Below are 17,476 nucleotides of genomic sequence, written 5' to 3' on the forward strand. Positions count from 1 at the left end.
CCGCTTAACATGAACACTCTTATACATACAATGAAAAAAGTGATGGCTACTTCCCATCACTTTTTCACTTACTCTATTTTTTCTCTAACCCTTGTCCAAATGCTTTCAAGAAGCTAAATCCGAATGTGATGGCTCTATTGATATCTGGATCTTTTAACACTTTAAAGAAGTCCATCACTTTTGTTTTTTTACCACTCTTTAATTCATCTGTTGCAAATTGCAATCCAGTGACTAAACTCGATGTGATTTGCTTTGTTACTTCTGGGTCAACTGAGGACAGTGCTTCCCCCGCCCCCATCATGTTGTTAAGTGCATTTTTAACTGGTTCACGATTTAATTGCTCCACAGCGATTTTTGAAACATCTTCCTTCGCAGCAAGTAAACTAATCGCCGCATCTAATATTCCAGCCTTCTGTAACTGCGCTAACAGCTGCATCGTTTCTTCTACTGCTTCACGATTATTAGATAGCTCATTTAGAAGTTCATTTGCTACTTGCTGTTTCTGTTCTTCCTCTGTTACAACTTTCTTTTTAATTAAAGTAATTTCTTTCGCCACTATCTCCGCCCCCTAGTCCACGAGTGATACGTATTGTTTTCTTTGCCATTTTTGCTCGATTTCAACACCATTTTGCGGATTACGCTTTTTATCTCGCGGGTTTGAAGATGGTAACGGACGATTTCCTTTTTCACGTAATACACGCATTTTCACCATCGTTTGTTTGTACGCCGGTGTACACGTATAAAGGTCTGTTGCCGTCCCAGTTAAAATATTGATCGCTTCTTCATTTATCGTTGCATGCATCGGTAAGTATAGCTCTTTCCCCGTTACACGCTCAGTAATAAGCGCTTGTACTTTAATTTTGCCAAATGGTGATGCTAATTCTACAAGACCACCATCTTTCACATTGCGCTCTATAGCAAGTTCAGGTGAAATTTCAACGAACACTTCAGATACTTTAGATAAAATACCAGCCGACTTATTCGTCATATTCCCTTCATGGAAATGTTCTAGCATACGTCCATTATTTAAAAGTAAATCATACTCATCTGGCGCTACAACTGGTGGTACCCATTCATCTAATGATAAACGAGCTAGTTTATCTGGGAAGTTAAATCCGTCTACGTATAATAGCGGTGTATCACTACCATCATGACTACCCCAACATAAACTATTCCATCCTTCTAGACGATCGTACGTTGCTTGAGAGTATAACGGTGCAAGCGATGCGATTTCGTCCATAATTTCACTTGGACTTTCGTAATTCCAATCCCCGCCGAGTGCACGAGCAACTTTTTGTAAAATCCACCAATCCGGTTTTGAATCACCTAGTGGTTTTAATACTTCATATAATCTTTGAATACGTCGCTCTGTATTCGTAAACGTTCCTTCTTTTTCTAAGCTTGGTGCCGCTGGTAAAATAACATCAGCAAAACGAGCTGTTTTTGATAAGAACATATCTTGAACAACGAGGAAGTCTAAATTCGCTAAAATATGTTGCACATGGTTCGCATTGGAATCGACTAAAGCCATTTCTTCCCCCATGACATACATACCACGTAGTTTTCCTTCTTCTGCCGCAAGTAACATTGCGATATTATTTAATCCTGGTGCTTTCGGAATCGTTGTGCCGTATGCTTTTTCAAACTTAGCACGAAGCGTATCATCCGATACTGCTTGATAACCTGGAAGCCAGTTTGGTAATGTCGCCATATCACAAGCACCTTGTACGTTATTATGACCTCGTAATGGATATGCGCCTGCACCAGGACGACGATAGTTCCCCGTAACAAGCAGTAAATTTGAAATGGCAGCAGATGTTGTACTTCCTCCTGTATTTTGCGTTACACCCATTCCCCAAAGTATACAAGTTCCATCTGCTTCATATACCATACGAGCCATTTCTTTCAGGTTTTCTTTCGAAATTCCCGTAATTTCTTCTGTATAATCAAGCGTATACTTTTCTAACATTGTGCTATATTCATCAAAGTTCTTCACATTTTCAGCTATGAACTTTTTATCATGCCAATCTTGATCAATAATATATTTCGTAATACCAGCAAGCCATACGTAATCTGTACCTTGGCGCGGATGAATAAATAAATCCGCACGCTCTGCCATTTCATGTTTACGAAGATCTGCTACAATCAGTTTTTGCTCGTGTAATTTGTGAGCACGTTTTACACGCGTCGCGAGTACAGGATGTCCTTCTGTTGGATTCGCACCAACGATAATGACAAGGCCTGCTTCAGCTATATCTTTCACTGTTCCAGCATCGCCGCCCATACCGACAGTTTTAAATAAACCATCAGTTGCTGGAGATTGGCAATAACGCGAGCAGTTATCTACATTATTTGTTCCATATATTTGACGAGCTAGTTTTTGCATAAGATAATTTTCTTCATTCGTTACTTTCGAAGAAGAAATAAATCCAAATGCATCGCTTCCGTATTCTGATTTAATATGTTGCATGTTAGAAGCCACAACTTCTAATGCTTCTTCCCATGAAGCTTCAACAAACATATCTCCTTGGCGAATTAATGGCTTCGTAATTCGATCTTCACTATTTACAAAGTCCCATCCAAATTTACCTTTTACACATGTGGAAATGCCATTAACCGGTGCATCAGAAACAGGTTGCACTTTTAATATATGGCGATCTTTCGTCCATACTTCGAATGAACAACCGACACCACAAAATGTACAAACTGTTTTTGTTTTATTCACTTTCGTCTTACGCATCGCAGCCTCTACTTCTGAAACTGCTAAAATACTACTATATCCAGGCTCTACATCCTTTACAAAATCAATCATCGGATCTAACACATCTGATTTTAATCCTGTCATGAATCCAGCTTCACCTAACATTGATTTTTCCATTAACGCATTACATGGACATACTGTTACACACTGCCCACAACTTACACAAGATGAGTCATTTATACTTACACCATGATCCCATATAACACGAGGACGATCTAAGCTCCAGTCTATCGATATCGTTTCATTAACCTGTAGGTTTTGACATACTTCTACACACTGTCCACAAGCAATACATTGATTTGGATCATACCGATAAAACGGATGTGACATATCCACTTCACAAGCACTTACTTTCGGCTCATACGGATATTTCTGTTCTTCAATTCCCATCATATGTACTGTATTATGAACCTTACAATTACCGTTATTGTTATCACATACGGTACAATACAATAAATGATTCTCTAATATTCGATCCATCGCCTCAGTCTGCGCCTCTTTCGCACGCTGTGACTGTCTTTCAATATGCATACCGTTCTCTAATTTCGTTGAACAAGCACGCATTAACTTCCCATCTACTTCTACAATACACGTATCACAAGTTTGAATTGGATCTACTTCTGGTACATGACAAATTTGAGGATGTTCCAAATTACTCTCGTTAAATAATTGTAGTATCGTCTTTTCACCTGATGCTGAAAATTCTTTACCATCTACGGTTACACGGACTGTCTGTTCTGCCATAGTTTCCCCTCTCCTTACAACCAACTGTACAACAAATTTATGAATCCGTTTTCATAAATGGATTACTGTACATATTTTTGAAACGCCCTGCTCAAATACTTTTCTTATGAAGTCGATTCTAGATGTTTATAAGGTATCAATACGAAAGCTTGAAAATTTCACTATTCTACATTTCTATTATATCGTATATATACAATAATAACCAAAATAATCTGATACCTTCCTTCTAATAGATGTTTTTATTTTTTCAATGTTTTATGATGAATGTGGGAGAAAATACATATAAAAGGGGAATTTCATATGGGGCCTACGCAAGAGAGTTATACAATTGTACGCTATTACTCTGGTACATTTTCAAAACAAACTGATGAGATTGTTACAGAATCTCCTATTACTATTAAATTAAATGGAGAAGAATATGTAACAGTCGTATGTACACCAAATTACATCGAAGATATGGTAATTGGTTTTTTAATTTCTGAGGGGATTATTTCTTCCTATAAAGATGTTGGAGAACTATGGGTTCAAAAAGATAACGGAATTGTCCATGTAACATCATCCAAAGTAAATCCGCTCTATCAAAATTTATATAATAAACGATACATCACTTCTTGCTGCGGAAAAGGTAGACAAGGTTTTATTTTCGCTAACGATGCCGCAAAAGCAAAAAATTTACATAATATACATGTGACAATTACTCCTGAAGAATGTTTTCACTTAATGAATACTTTACAACAATCTTCCACTACATTTCGCCAAACCGGCGGTGTTCACAATACCGCGCTATGTGATCGAAATAATATCCTTATATCAAGAATGGATATCGGAAGACATAATGCATTAGATAAAATATACGGCCATTGTTTGCGTAACGATATATCTGTCAAGGGAAAAATCATTGCATTTAGCGGGCGTATTTCATCCGAAATTTTACTCAAAGTTTCAAAAATCGGATGTGAAATTGTTCTATCTAAGTCCGCTCCAACAAAACTAGCATTGCAACTCGCCCATGATTTAGGCATTACAGTCGTAGGATTTATTAGAAATGAATCCTGCAATATTTACACACATCCACATCGAATTGATGGTTATCAATCGAATAACTAAAATAGCTCCTCGATTGAGGAGCTATTTTAGTTATAAAAATGTAATATATTAAACACTTGAATAGTTAATAAAGTTAATATATAATTTCATTACATATTAAAGCAAAATATTGTAGCATATATCTTTTCATTCTTTTACACATTAAAAGAGACTGCTAACAAAACGCATACACATTCTTATAAAAATAATGGATTTATTTTATTTAAAATCACCCAAGGAGGTTACAACGATGGAAATTCGCTTATTAACGACAGAGGACGCAGAAATATATTTAAAAGTTTGTATGGAAGGTTTAACGAAGAACCCGGAAGCTTTTAGCTCTTCTTATGAAGATGTTCTGAAACATGAGGATCCTGTAGCTGCTATGGCAAAACGATTAAGCAATCCGGATAAGTATACTCTAGGGGTCTTCAAAGATAACGATTTAATCGGCATTGCTACTTTAGAAACAAAGCCTTTCATTAAACAAGAACATAAAGCAAAAATCGGTTCCGTTTTTGTTTCCCCTAAAGCACGTGGCCTTGGAGCAGGACGAGCTCTTATTAAAGCAATTATTGAAAATGCCGATAAATTACATGTAGAACAACTTATGCTCGATGTTGTAGTTGGTAACGATGCAGCAAAAAAATTATATGAGTCATTAGGTTTCCAAACTTACGGCGTACAAGAGCGTTCATTAAAACATAACGGTCAATATTGGGACGAAGAACATATGGTTCTATTCTTAAATGATTAATACTTCAATCTAGTTTTCCAAAAGCATCTTTTTATTAAGAAAGATGCTTTTTTCATTACAACAATGTAATCTTCATGTCACCTTTATCGATCGTACCAAACCTTTCCATTCATTATACTAAAAATATAAAGTGAAACTTTACTCAGTGGGGAACTACATCCCACGCTGATCGCATGTACTTGATATGTAGAGGAGAATGTGACATGAAACAAAACAAACGAGCTATGCTTTTAATATTTACTACAGCAATTGTAACTTCTGGATTAGCAATTTTACCTTGGTTTATTATATAAAAATACTCCCCCTAACAACGAAAAAAGCTTATTGCTTCTTTTCTTAAGAAGCAATAAGCTTTTTTTATATTATAAAATCCCCAAAATTTTATTTACACAACTTATAATAATAACCATAGATACGGCAACGCACATGACAACCGTATTACGATCTTGCTTTTCTTTTTTTGAAATTTCTTCTTTTGGATTCATGTGTATGATCTCCTTTAAAAAAAAGTGTGAGATAGGAAATTTTTCTTATCCGATGCGAGGTGAATACGAAAACCCTCTCTATCTCACATACACAATAGAATGGAATTGTCATTTTATAAATAAAATGACATGACGTTATGTCGCAACATAGGGTATTTTGTGTCGCTACGTTTTCTATTATAAAAAATAGTTGTGCAAAACTAGTGCATTTTTTATGTCAATTACTCTGAGCGAGAAATAACTCTTCCACTCAATCACATAAAAAGAGTTTTTTATCATTTTCATGTAAACTATACAAGTAGAATGAACAGTTTGGGGTGCACAAGATTATGGTAAAAATTTTATTAGTAGACGATGAAGAACGTATGTTACGATTATTAGATTTGTTCTTAAGTCCGCGTGGCTATTTTTGTATGAAAGCTACCTCTGGCCTTGAAGCACTAAAGTTAATAGAACAAAAAGACTTTGATATTGTTTTGTTAGATGTAATGATGCCGAATATGGATGGATGGGATACTTGCTATCAAATTCGTCAAATCTCCAACGTTCCAATTATAATGCTAACAGCTCGTAATCAAAATTACGATATGGTGAAAGGTCTTACTATGGGCGCAGATGACTATATTACAAAACCATTTGATGAACATGTATTAGTCGCAAGAATCGAGGCTATATTACGTCGTACTAAGAAAGATGGATTTGTCAGCTTCAATGGTATTGAGTGGGATAAAACGAAACATACTGTCACAGTTTATGATGAGAAAATCTCACTAACACCTATCGAGTTTTCGTTACTTGGACTATTTTTACAAAATACAAACCGTGCTTATAGCCGAGATGATTTAATCGAGAAAATTTGGGGCTATGAAACAGATATTGAATATAGAACAATCGATTCACATATTCGTAATATCCGCGATAAATTACGGAAAAAAGGATTTCCAGTTGAAAATTACTTAGAAACTGTTTATAAGGTCGGATATAAATGGAAAAGTGAATAATCACTTCGGTCAGTGGAAACTAGTATACCACTGACCCTTTATTATGAATAAGGTATGGTGAGAAAATGAGTAAACTTTCACTTAAAATCGGGACATACTTTTTAATATTAGCTTTATGCATTGAAACGATTGCTTTCGTATCTTTTTACAAAAGTATTTCTAAAATGCGCATTGAAGAGGAAACACTCGCTCTTTTAGAAAAAGGTAATCGCTATAGTAAAAAAATTAAAAACCGCGAGAGACGGGATGAATATTATAAAGAAATGCAACACACTGAACATAATAAAAATCCTAAACGCCCCGTGTACCCCGAGTTCGATATTGCGAATGCGGCTGCACACTTAGTTGAATCGGAATCAATTTCTAACTCCGATATAGCTATTATTATTACTGACCATAACGGCAAAATTATTTCCACCTCAGAACCCGTAACAAAAGAAATGCAAAAACAACTTACTTGTAAAACAGAATCTGTCCCAGAAAGCGGATTAATCGTTGAAAGAAACTGGAAAAAATCAAAATTCATCACCACAGTAAGCCCACTTAACACAACAAAGTTTCAAGGAAAGTTATATATGTTATTAAAAACATCTTTCTTAGAAAACATGTTACTTAAACTCATGAAGCAATTTCTTATTATTAGTGTTTTGACGATTATTTTAACGACTATTTCTGTCTTTATTTTTTCTCGTGTTATTACAGAACCGCTCATCAAAATGAAGAGGGCAACAGAAAAAATGTCAAAATTAAATAAGCCAATTCAATTAGGTATTAAACGGAATGATGAACTTGGAAGCTTAGCAAAAACGATTGAAGATTTATCCAGTGAACTGACTTATATGAAAAAAGAAAGAGGGGAGTTTCTCGCTAGTGTTGCTCATGAATTATTAACTCCATTAACCTATATGAAAGGTTATGCGAAAGTGGCAAAGAGAGACTCTTTAACGAAAGAAGAGCGTGAAGAATACTTGCAAATCATCGAGGATGAAACAGATAGTGTAACCGACCTCGTCCAAGATTTATTTATGCTGGTACAATTAGAACAACACCAGTTTGTTATAAAAAAACAAAAAGTACTTCTTAGACCATTTTTAGAACGAATGGTTGAAAAAACAAAAACAACATTAACAAATAAACAAATGCAACTTCATGTATATTGCAAAGATGATTTAGAAGTTTGCATAGACGAAAGACGTATGGAACAAGTTATGTTAAATTTATTACACAATGCTTATCAACACTCACTAGAAAACACTACTATTACGATACGCGTACTCGCAGAAACAAATTCTTTTACAATAAGTGTACAAGATGAAGGAGAAGGTATTCCTGAAGAAGATATTCCGCATATTTTTGATCGTTTTTATCGTGTTGATAAATCCAGAACGAGAGCTACTGGAGGAAAAGGTATCGGGCTAGCTGTTGCGAAAGAAATTGTAGAATTGCATAACGGTTCCATTCTAGTAACAAGCAAATTAGACGTAGGAACAAACTTTATAATCGAGCTACCTTTTGAATAATATGTGTGTGAAAACACCAGTAGTAGTAAAAACTACTGGTGTTATTTTGTTCATAAAATCAGCTTATATAAGCTAAGCTTTTGAAATTATTCTTATTTCAATATAAAATAAAGATACATTTGTCAAAGATTTGGAGGGTGATATAATTGGATATCCATGTATTAACAAAAGACGAAGCGGAAATTTACTTAGAACTTCGTGTAGAAGGATTAAAGCAAAACCCTGAAGCTTTTAGCTCTTCTTATGAAGATATTATTAATAAAGAGTGTGCGATTGAATATAAAGCACAAAAATTAGCACAAGATGAAAACTATACGCTAGGCGCATTCAAAGATGGAAAATTAATCGGGGTTGCAACACTGGAAACGAAACCATATGTAAAACAAGAACATAAAGCCAAAATCGGTTCTGTATATGTATCTCCAAAAGCACGCGGACTTGGAGCAGGAAAAGCACTTATTAAAGAATGTCTTGAGCTTGCTAAATCTTTAGAGGTGGAACAAGTTATGCTTGATGTTGTTGTTGGCAACGATGGAGCAAAAAAACTTTATGAATCATTAGGATTTAAAACATTCGGTGTGCAAGAACGTTCATTAAAATATAACGGACAATATTGGGACGAAGAGCATATGGTCTTATTCTTAGATGAAAATAAATAATAAAAAAACATCCTCATGCTTGGAGGATGTTTTTTTATTTTCTTGTATACCATGCCTTATGCAATAATTGAATCGCTTTCGCAATTTCTTCTTCTGATAAAATCGCAAACCCAAGTAAAACTACATTTTCAGGTGCAGTACCGTCTTTATAGTACGTAGAAACAGGATATATTTTAATACTATATTTCGCAGCTTCTTGAATGAGTTCCTCTTCTCGCATTCCATTATGCACTTTTAATAAAATGTGTAATCCCGAATCTTCCCCTATCACCTCAACACAATTAGAGAAATATTTCTCTATTTCAAAGACGAGCCGATCCCTCTTTTTCCGGTAGACGACACGCATTTTATGAATATGTTTTTCCCAATAGCTTTCATTTAAAAACTTTCTAATCACTTCTTGGTCCATTCTTGAAACACTTTGTGTATAAAATAAATATTGCTGTTGATACTTTTTAATTAATTTCTTCGGCAACACCATATAGCTCATCCGTAGCGATGGCAATAATGCTTTAGATAGCGTCCCCATATAAATAACTTTCCCCTCTGTATCTAACCCTTGCAGCGCCGGTATAGGCTTTCCAGAATAGCGAAATTCACTATCATAATCATCTTCAATAATATACCTGTCTTTCGCTTTCTTCGCCCATTGTAAAAGCTGCGTCCTTCTCGTAATAGGCATAATCATTCCATACGGAAACTGATGGGAAGGTGTAACAAATACAACATTTGCATTACTATTTTCTAAATCTGCCATACAAATGCCGTCCCTATCTAAAGACAACATTTGAACCTTCTCTTCTCCCTGTTCAAAAACGACCATTTTCCTATGATACCCTGGGTTTTCCACTGCATAATTGCTTCCCTTTAGCAATTGAAACAATAGTTTCACTAATATTTGTGTTCCCGCACCTAATACAATTTGACTAGCTGAACAACGTACACCTCTAGATTCATACAAATAGTTCGCAATTTCCTCCCTTAAGCTCAATTCCCCTTGAGGGTGTCCAAGAAAAAGCAACTCATTATTATGTGGCTGCCATACATCATTAATAAGCTTACGGTACGTAGTGAACGGAAAAGTATTCGTATCAACCCCTGTTTGTGTGAAATCAAATGTATAGTTCTCCTCTCGAAACGGTACTTCTTCTACTTTCGCTTCGCTTCCTTCTACATCAATCATTTGTTCAACTTTACATACAAAATAACCTTTTCTCGATGCCGACTCAATATAACCTTCTGCAAGTAATTGCTCGTAAGCCGCTTCTACTGTATTCTTACTTACTTGTAAATAACTCGCCAGTTTTCTTTTTGCAGGTAATTTTGTAAAAGCCGGAATCGTTCCATCTTTAATCTCTTTTTTTATATACTCATACAATTGCACATACAATGCTATTTTGCTTTTCGCATTTAAATTAGGCGTTAATTCTAACATAACATCTGACCCCTTGATAAAACTTAAATCTGATACTTTCTACAGTACCAGAAGTTATATATAATTCCTTTTATCATGTCACACATAAAAAATCAAATACTCGAGAGGAGATGCATGATTATGAACAACAGTAGACGGATTGGACTCATTATGATTATTACAGGAGCTACCTTATGGGGATTATCTGGCCCGATGATTCAGTGGCTATTTCAACATACCAACGTATCATCAATTGATTTTTTAACAATTCGCTTGTTGCTTGCGGGATTATTTATTTTATCTTTTTTACTGATAAAGAAACAAAACATATTTCAAATTTGGAAACACCCTAGACATTCTATACAACTTATTATTTTCTCTATTCTCGGCATGCTCGGTGCGCAATACGCCTTTATCGAAACAGTTCATATTAGTAACGCGGTCACAGCGACATTATTTCAATTTCTAGGTCCTGTTCTCATTACCATTTATGTCGCATTTGAACAACGAAAATTCCCTGCTTCTATGCAACTACTCGCAATTATAACTGCACTAACGGGAACGTACTTTATTATTACAAACGGTTCAATTGAAAATATTGTTTTATCGAAAGAAGCCATTATTTTTGGCCTATTAACAGCAATTGGATTTGCATTTTATACCCTCCATCCAGCTTCTCTTATTAAAGAATGCGGAACAACCATAGTAATTGGCTGGGGGATGTTAATTGGAGGAATTGCACTGCTTATTTGTAATCGATCGTTTGAATGGGATCAGCTTTCACAAACTTTTACACTAAAAACTTTTTCTATGCTTATTCTTATCATCATAAGTGGCACCCTTTCTTTCCTCCTTTATATCGGTAGTCTGAAATATTTAGCAGCAACAGAAACGAGCATTTTATCTAGCATTGAACCACTTGTAGCAGCTATCGTTTCAATCGCTTGGCTAAATGAATCATTTGGAGCGTATCAATTACTAGGCGGCGTATGTATCGTTCTTTCTGTTATTTTCTTAACGATGCCTCAAAAAGAACGAGAACCAACCTTTTCAACTGAACAAATATAAAAAATGTCAAAAGAGGTCGTACAAAACTTACGACCTCTTTTTATACTTTAAAGGAATTGTCCCTCTTTCTGGCAAATACAATTACACTAACAGTAAAAATTAGGAGTGTGACACCATGAAAAAAATTGGAACTATGCTACTTTTCTCCTTTCTCATCACTGGATGCTCGCAATTGCAGCCTGATTCAGAAGCACCTAAAAAAGAAGTTATCGCAACGTCATCCACTCAAGTTAATGCACCTTCCTTCTTTCACCTTAGCGTTTTAAAAGATGTAAATTGGGAAGAAACACCCTCCTTCATACAAGAAAAAATACCTTTAAGAGGTATCGAAGACAAAATTGCAATGGCTGATGGCCCTATTATCGCAAATGAAAAAAACGAAATGATGTGGTACTTTTTAGATCCTGAAATGCCAACTGGAAAACTATCTATTATTGCACTAAAACAAGGATCAGTAACCCCAACACCCGTACTCTTTCAACAAGAAACTTCTAAACCAACTTGGACTACTTCAAATACAATTGATTCTACTACAACCGAACTCCCACTCACTATGTCACTACCTTCATCTGGATTATGGGTATTAAATATATACGTGAATGAAAAATATTATGATCAGTTTGTAATTACTGCTGAGTAAAGTGACAAAACTAAAACACTTTCTTACAACAATGTAATTTCTACGTCATGTACTTCGATAGTTGAAGTAACTCTCTTCTCTTATACTTAAAGTAAGAAATGACACGAGGAGAGATGAGAGATGAAAAAAATGATAGAAGTGATCGTAGCAGTAACTGAGGTTTTAGTAAATGGTAAACAAGTTGCAATGGAATTAAATAAATAATGAGGAAACATAAATAATGTTACACTTCTTCATTATTTTGATTTCTTATCTCAAAAAAGCAGTGCCTTTTTAGGCACTGCTTTTAGCTATTAATAACTTGGTATTTTCGTAATTTGCGCCACGCCTGAATCAATAGCTGCCTTCGCCACAGCTTCAGCAACACTTGGAACAACTCTTTTATCTAATGGATTCGGGATTACATAATTCGCATTACGTTCTTCGTCCGTAATGATGTTAGCGATCCCATACGCTGCCGCTAATTTCATTTCTTCTGTAATATCAGTCGCGCGCACATCTAACGCACCGCGGAATATTCCTGGAAACGCCAATACATTATTTACTTGATTCGCATAATCCGAGCGCCCGGTTCCTACTACAGCTGCCCCAGCCTTTAATGCATCCTCTGGGAAGATTTCTGGAATTGGATTCGCCATAGCGAACACAATTGCTTTCTTATTCATCGTCTTTACAAGCTCTTTCGTTAGTACATTAGGAGCAGATACACCGATAAAAATATCAGCCTGATAAATCGCTTCTTTTAACGTTCCACGTACATGTTCTCGATTTGTCTTTTTTGAAACTTCAATTTGTGCTTCGTTCATCCATGCTTCACCTTCACAAACAATACCTTCTAAGCTAACTAATGTAATGTGCTGTGCACCAGCCTTTAATAATAATTTTCCAATTGCAATTCCTGCCGAACCCGCACCGTTAATAACAATTTTCACATGATCCATTTGTTTGCTAACAACTTTTAATGCATTAATAACAGCTGCTAAGACGACGATAGCTGTTCCATGTTGATCATCATGGAATACAGGAATATTCGTTTCTTCTTTTAATCGTTTTTCAATTTCAAAACAGCGTGGTGCCGCAATGTCTTCTAAGTTAATTCCTGCAAACGTAGGCTCTAAATTTTTCACAAGGGTAACGATTTCATCCACATCAGTCGTACCTAAACATAATGGGAAAGCATCTACATTCGCAAATTTTTTAAATAATATACTTTTTCCTTCCATAACAGGCATAGCCGCTTTTGGTCCAATGTTTCCTAAACCAAGTACCGCTGTTCCGTCTGAGACAACTGCCACCATATTTCCACGTGCTGTATAGTCGTACACTGTTCCTTCATCTGCTGCGATTGCTTTGCAAGACTCCGCTACACCTGGTGTATATGTCAGACTTAAATCATCCGCTGAATTTACTTCTACTTTACTTGTAATCTCAATTTTTCCTACTAATTCTTTATGCAATAACAATGATCTCTCATTAATTTGATTTTCTAACATACTTATAATCTCCCCTTAATTTGACAAGCTAGCTATATTTATATAGCTAGCTTGTTTGATCATGAAAACATTTTTAATAAAATTGTCGCTGTTACAACCATTGCTGCCCCGCCTAAACGAGTCGAAATTTGCGCGAACGGCATTAATTCCATTCGATTTGAAGCTGATAAAATAGCAACATCTCCAGTTCCGCCTAAACCACTATGACATCCAGTTACAATTGCTGATTCAACTGGATACATTTTCATCACTTTCCCTACAAGAAAACCTGACGCTACCATTGTAAGAACAACCGATGCACATACGACAACATATCCTACTGAAAGAACTGCTGCTACGTCTTTTAGCGGAATATATAGCAATCCTAGTCCAACCATTAACGGCCAAGTTAAATTCTTCGAAATAAATTTATATAAATGGAATGCTCCTTGCTCCATTTTTGCGGGCATTAATTTAAAGTATTTCACAAGTGCTGCTGAGAAAATCATAATGATTGCCCCAGGGATACCGATGAACTTAGAAGCAAATCCTCCGAAGATGAAGAACGTACACGCGATTAATAAACCTGCTCCCATTAATGAGAAGTCAATTGGCTTCTCTGTATTTTGTTCTTTTAATAATTCTGCTTGATTGTCTGTTTTCACTAATACACCGTTACCACTAAGCTCCGGTTTCTTCTCACCTAAACGCTTCATATACCCTGCACTCACAATTGCGAACATATTCCCAATAATAGCTGCTGGAATAAGCTGTGATACAAACGTTGCTGATGATTCGTTTAAAATATCACTATAAGCTAGCGATAATGGTAAAATCCCTTCCCCGATACCACCACTCACAATTGGTACGATGATAAAGAAGAATGTTTGCTTCATTTCAAATCCAAATAATGAACCGACCAATAATCCTACCGCTACAGAAGCTAACGTTCCTACCACTAAAGGAATAAACATGCGAACGAAACCTTGTACTAACACTTTACGGTTCATTCCTAAAATACTTCCGACTACTAAACAAGAAATATATAAATATAAAAAGTTCGATTTTTTCATTAACATAGTCGCAGCTTCCATTGAAGCTGGATTCATCCAGTTAAAAAATACAAGTAATGATGGAATAAATAACGAAAGTATTGCTGGACCACCGATATTTTTTAAAATTGGAATTCTCATCCCAATGTCTCCTAAGAAAATACCCATGATCATAATAACTGCAAATCCACCAATCATATCTGCTGGCAATTTATTATATACAGATGCCCCATAAATAATAGCAGCCAATACTACATATAACGGTAAAGGTATAACACCGATTTTCACATTCATAATTTTAGAAGCGAAAGATTCTCTTTGTACTTCATTTCCTTCAGAAAATGATACCGCTTCCACATTCTTTTGAATTCCCATATGGCACCCCCTTGTTTTCTTAATAACAATATTAAAACGCTTTCAATAGTAAAAATAGTTTTTGTAAGTTTTGTAATTGATTTTGTAATTAAAAAAAGTATAAGCGACTTATAATAAGTCGCTTATACATAAAACTCTATTTTATTTTGGTCAATACATCTTAATTTACTCACTGGTCTCCCTACATGTTGATACACCATTTCGTTTTCTAACACTCCAATTTCAGTCAAAAACATTACATACTTTCGAATAGAAACCCTTGAAACACCAACTAATTGCGCCATTTCCTCTGTTGTAAATGCTTGTCCATTTAGCGACTCGATCTTCCGCCAAATTAATTGCATCGTTTGCTTCGTTAACCCTTTCGGAAGCTCTTTCGTGACAGTAGGTTCTCTTTTTTCTTTTTGCAAAATTAACGAATCTAATTCCGATTGACTAATTTTTTGTTGTTCTTTCATGAAAGTAAGTTTTTCTCGATATATAGTTAACGCCTCTTTAAATCGTTCAAATGTAAATGGCTTAATTAAATAATCTACTACGCCATATTGTAATGCTTTTTTAATACTCCCCATATCATGTACAGCTGAAATCATCATAATATCGATTTCTTTTTCTTGGTTCCGAATATGCATTAAAAGCTCAAATCCAGTCTCTTCAGGCATAAAAATATCAAGTAATACTAAATCTACTCTTGATTCCTCTAATACTTCTATCGCCGATTTTACCGAATTAACTGCTTGAACAAGTTCAAACCCTCCTACTTGCTCTAAATAATGCGTATTTAACATTGCTACCATCGGGTCATCTTCTACAATTAAAACTTTAATCATATTTGCCTCTCATCCCTACCTTTAGGTATTTCAATTGTTATCGTTGTTCCCTTTCCTACTAATGAATACACATGAATTTCCCCATTTATTCGCTGTATACTTTCTTTTACAAGATACAAACCATAACCACGGTTATCTCCCTTTGTGGAATAACCTTTCGTAAATAATGCCCCTATTTCTTCTTGTATACCTTTTCCCGTATCTTGTACTGTAATAATTAGTGTATCCCCATATTGTATCTTAACTTCAACTTGCTTCTTTTCACAATTTGCCACTGCCTCTAATGCATTATCAATTAAATTTCCTACAATCGTAATCAGTTCATGAGTAATACTTTCATCCTCTATTTCTGGCATGTAAGAATCTTCACTTATAATTAATTTTATATTCTTCTCTCTAGCATAGCTAAGTTTCCCGAGTAAAAAACCAGCAAATACTGGACTTTTTATTCTTTTCATAATCCCACCAATTTCATATTGATGCTCTGATACCATACCGCTTATATACTTCTGTAATTCTTCATACTGTTTCATGTGTGTAAGCCCTAATACGACGTGCATTTTATTCATAAATTCATGCGATTGTGCCCGTAATGCTTCTGCATATAACCTAATACCAGTTAATTCTTCTGCTAATTTTCTAATCTCTGTTTTATCACGAAATGTTGCAATCGCACCAACTATTTCTCCTTTTACATATAAAGGAACACGATTCGTTACAATCGTAATTCCATAAATATTTTGTTCTTCGTTTAATTGTACCTCTCCAGTTTGTAATACTTCCTTTATACGCGAATTAGGCATATACAACTCAACGTCTTTACCGATAAAATCTTCTTCAAGTCCACTTTTCTTAAACAATCGTTTTGCCTCATTATTTATTAAAGTTACATTGGCCTCTTTATCTACAGCAATAATACCTTCCTTTACAGATTGTAGCATCGTATTTCTTTCTTCAAGAATTTTCGCTATCCTGTGAGGTTCAAGACCAAATAAACTTTTCTTTATATGTCTGGCTAGCAATATTGCTCCTATCATTCCGACTAGTACCCCAACTCCAACTCCAATATAAATGATATGTCTACTTTCCTTAACTCTCTCTTTTACATTATCTGCTGAAATACCAACGGCCACCGCTCCAAGTTGTTCACCTGTTTCAGAAAATATAGGTACAAACACTCGCATTGAAATACCTAAAGTTCCTTCTGCCAACGATACATGTTCCTTTCCTTTCAATGCAGGCCCTTCATCTCCCCCAATAAAATGATGACCTATTTTTTGAGGATTTGGATGTGACTTTCTTATTCCATTCATGTCCATAACTACAATAAATTGAACACCTGTGTTTTTTAATATTCTATTTGTATACGTTTGGATTGCAGCAGTATCTGTTTTCCCAATTAAACCATCAATTACAATTGAATCATTCGCCACAATGTGTGCAATTGTTTTTGCTTTCTCTGCTTGGCTATCCTCCGTTGTCCGTTCTACATTGTGACTAATTAATATATCTGTCACAAGTAAAGAAAAAATTACAACTGTACAAACTAACAATGTAATCGTTTTCCACAAATTCCATAGTCTTTTTCTTTTTTTCATCCCGTTAATGACTC

General features: G+C 35.3%; 15 protein-coding genes. 7 read left to right on the forward strand and 8 right to left on the reverse strand.

Annotation, left to right across the window (positions count from 1 at the left end):
• Positions 1 to 73: 73 nt before the first annotated feature.
• Positions 74 to 556, reverse strand: a complete 483-nt coding sequence (locus QCI73_RS24555) for a helical membrane plugin domain-containing protein (protein ID WP_044791413.1) — start codon at positions 554 to 556, stop codon at positions 74 to 76.
• Positions 557 to 568: 12 nt separating this feature from the next.
• Positions 569 to 3,505 (reverse strand): formate dehydrogenase subunit alpha, encoded by a 2,937-nt coding sequence (fdhF, locus tag QCI73_RS24560; protein WP_327923666.1) that lies wholly within the window; start codon positions 3,503 to 3,505, stop codon positions 569 to 571.
• A 300-nt stretch (positions 3,506 to 3,805) separates the two neighbouring features.
• On the opposite strand from fdhF, the gene fdhD reads away from it, so the two are divergent.
• On the forward strand, positions 3,806 to 4,612 hold the full coding sequence (gene fdhD / locus QCI73_RS24565; protein ID WP_070805182.1) for a formate dehydrogenase accessory sulfurtransferase FdhD: 807 nt from the start codon (positions 3,806 to 3,808) through the stop codon (positions 4,610 to 4,612).
• A gap of 229 nt (positions 4,613 to 4,841) precedes the next feature.
• Entirely contained in the window at positions 4,842 to 5,348 is a 507-nt protein-coding gene (locus tag QCI73_RS24570) for a GNAT family N-acetyltransferase (RefSeq protein WP_000405875.1), read from the forward strand.
• Between the two features lie 362 nt (positions 5,349 to 5,710).
• On the opposite strand, the gene QCI73_RS24575 is transcribed toward QCI73_RS24570, so the two are convergent.
• The gene (locus QCI73_RS24575; RefSeq protein ID WP_001068392.1) at positions 5,711 to 5,833 is read right to left on the reverse strand and encodes a hypothetical protein; all 123 of its coding nucleotides are present in this window, start codon (positions 5,831 to 5,833) and stop codon (positions 5,711 to 5,713) included.
• Between the two features lie 329 nt (positions 5,834 to 6,162).
• Between QCI73_RS24575 and QCI73_RS24580 the strand changes: the two genes are divergently transcribed.
• The 3 genes from QCI73_RS24580 (at position 6,163) to QCI73_RS24590 (ending at position 9,013) form a co-directional block, all read left to right on the forward strand.
• Positions 6,163 to 6,834 (forward strand): response regulator transcription factor, encoded by a 672-nt coding sequence (locus QCI73_RS24580; protein WP_327923667.1) that lies wholly within the window; start codon positions 6,163 to 6,165, stop codon positions 6,832 to 6,834.
• 65 nt (positions 6,835 to 6,899) lie between these two features.
• Positions 6,900 to 8,354: a sensor histidine kinase gene (locus tag QCI73_RS24585; RefSeq protein ID WP_070805181.1), complete on the forward strand. Its 1,455-nt coding sequence runs from the start codon at positions 6,900 to 6,902 to the stop codon at positions 8,352 to 8,354.
• 146 nt (positions 8,355 to 8,500) lie between these two features.
• Positions 8,501 to 9,013 carry a GNAT family N-acetyltransferase gene (locus tag QCI73_RS24590; RefSeq protein WP_000351212.1) on the forward strand — a complete coding sequence of 171 codons (513 nt, stop codon included), beginning with the start codon at positions 8,501 to 8,503 and terminating at the stop codon, positions 9,011 to 9,013.
• A 34-nt stretch (positions 9,014 to 9,047) separates the two neighbouring features.
• Here the strand turns inward: QCI73_RS24590 and pdxR are convergent, their stop codons facing one another.
• Positions 9,048 to 10,448: a MocR-like pyridoxine biosynthesis transcription factor PdxR gene (pdxR, locus tag QCI73_RS24595; protein ID WP_353823936.1), complete on the reverse strand. Its 1,401-nt coding sequence runs from the start codon at positions 10,446 to 10,448 to the stop codon at positions 9,048 to 9,050.
• A gap of 120 nt (positions 10,449 to 10,568) precedes the next feature.
• Here pdxR and QCI73_RS24600 point away from each other — a divergent pair, with 120 nt between their 5' ends.
• Both QCI73_RS24600 and QCI73_RS24605 read left to right on the forward strand, forming a co-directional pair.
• Complete coding sequence (locus QCI73_RS24600; protein ID WP_353823937.1) at positions 10,569 to 11,495, forward strand: DMT family transporter; 927 nt, start codon at positions 10,569 to 10,571, stop codon at positions 11,493 to 11,495.
• Between the two features lie 115 nt (positions 11,496 to 11,610).
• A complete protein-coding gene (locus tag QCI73_RS24605) occupies positions 11,611 to 12,135 on the forward strand; it encodes a DUF4871 domain-containing protein (RefSeq protein ID WP_353823938.1) in 525 nt (174 codons plus the stop codon).
• A 293-nt stretch (positions 12,136 to 12,428) separates the two neighbouring features.
• Here QCI73_RS24605 and QCI73_RS24610 read toward each other — a convergent pair whose 3' ends face one another.
• The 4 genes from QCI73_RS24610 to QCI73_RS24625 form a co-directional block, all read right to left on the reverse strand.
• On the reverse strand, positions 12,429 to 13,628 hold the full coding sequence (locus QCI73_RS24610) for an NAD(P)-dependent malic enzyme (RefSeq protein ID WP_353823939.1): 1,200 nt from the start codon (positions 13,626 to 13,628) through the stop codon (positions 12,429 to 12,431).
• A 59-nt stretch (positions 13,629 to 13,687) separates the two neighbouring features.
• The gene (locus QCI73_RS24615; protein WP_000512725.1) at positions 13,688 to 15,034 is read right to left on the reverse strand and encodes a 2-hydroxycarboxylate transporter family protein; all 1,347 of its coding nucleotides are present in this window, start codon (positions 15,032 to 15,034) and stop codon (positions 13,688 to 13,690) included.
• A 122-nt stretch (positions 15,035 to 15,156) separates the two neighbouring features.
• Positions 15,157 to 15,864, reverse strand: a complete 708-nt coding sequence (locus QCI73_RS24620; protein WP_000598675.1) for a response regulator — start codon at positions 15,862 to 15,864, stop codon at positions 15,157 to 15,159.
• A complete protein-coding gene (locus QCI73_RS24625) occupies positions 15,861 to 17,462 on the reverse strand; it encodes a sensor histidine kinase (RefSeq protein WP_353823940.1) in 1,602 nt (533 codons plus the stop codon). Before QCI73_RS24625 ends, QCI73_RS24620 begins: the two co-directional genes overlap by 4 nt.
• Between the last annotated feature and the right edge of the window lie 14 nt (positions 17,463 to 17,476).

It is taken from the genome of Bacillus cereus group sp. MG16 (genome assembly GCF_040459875.1).
Taxonomy (GTDB): Bacteria; Bacillota; Bacilli; order Bacillales; family Bacillaceae_G; genus Bacillus_A; species Bacillus_A paranthracis.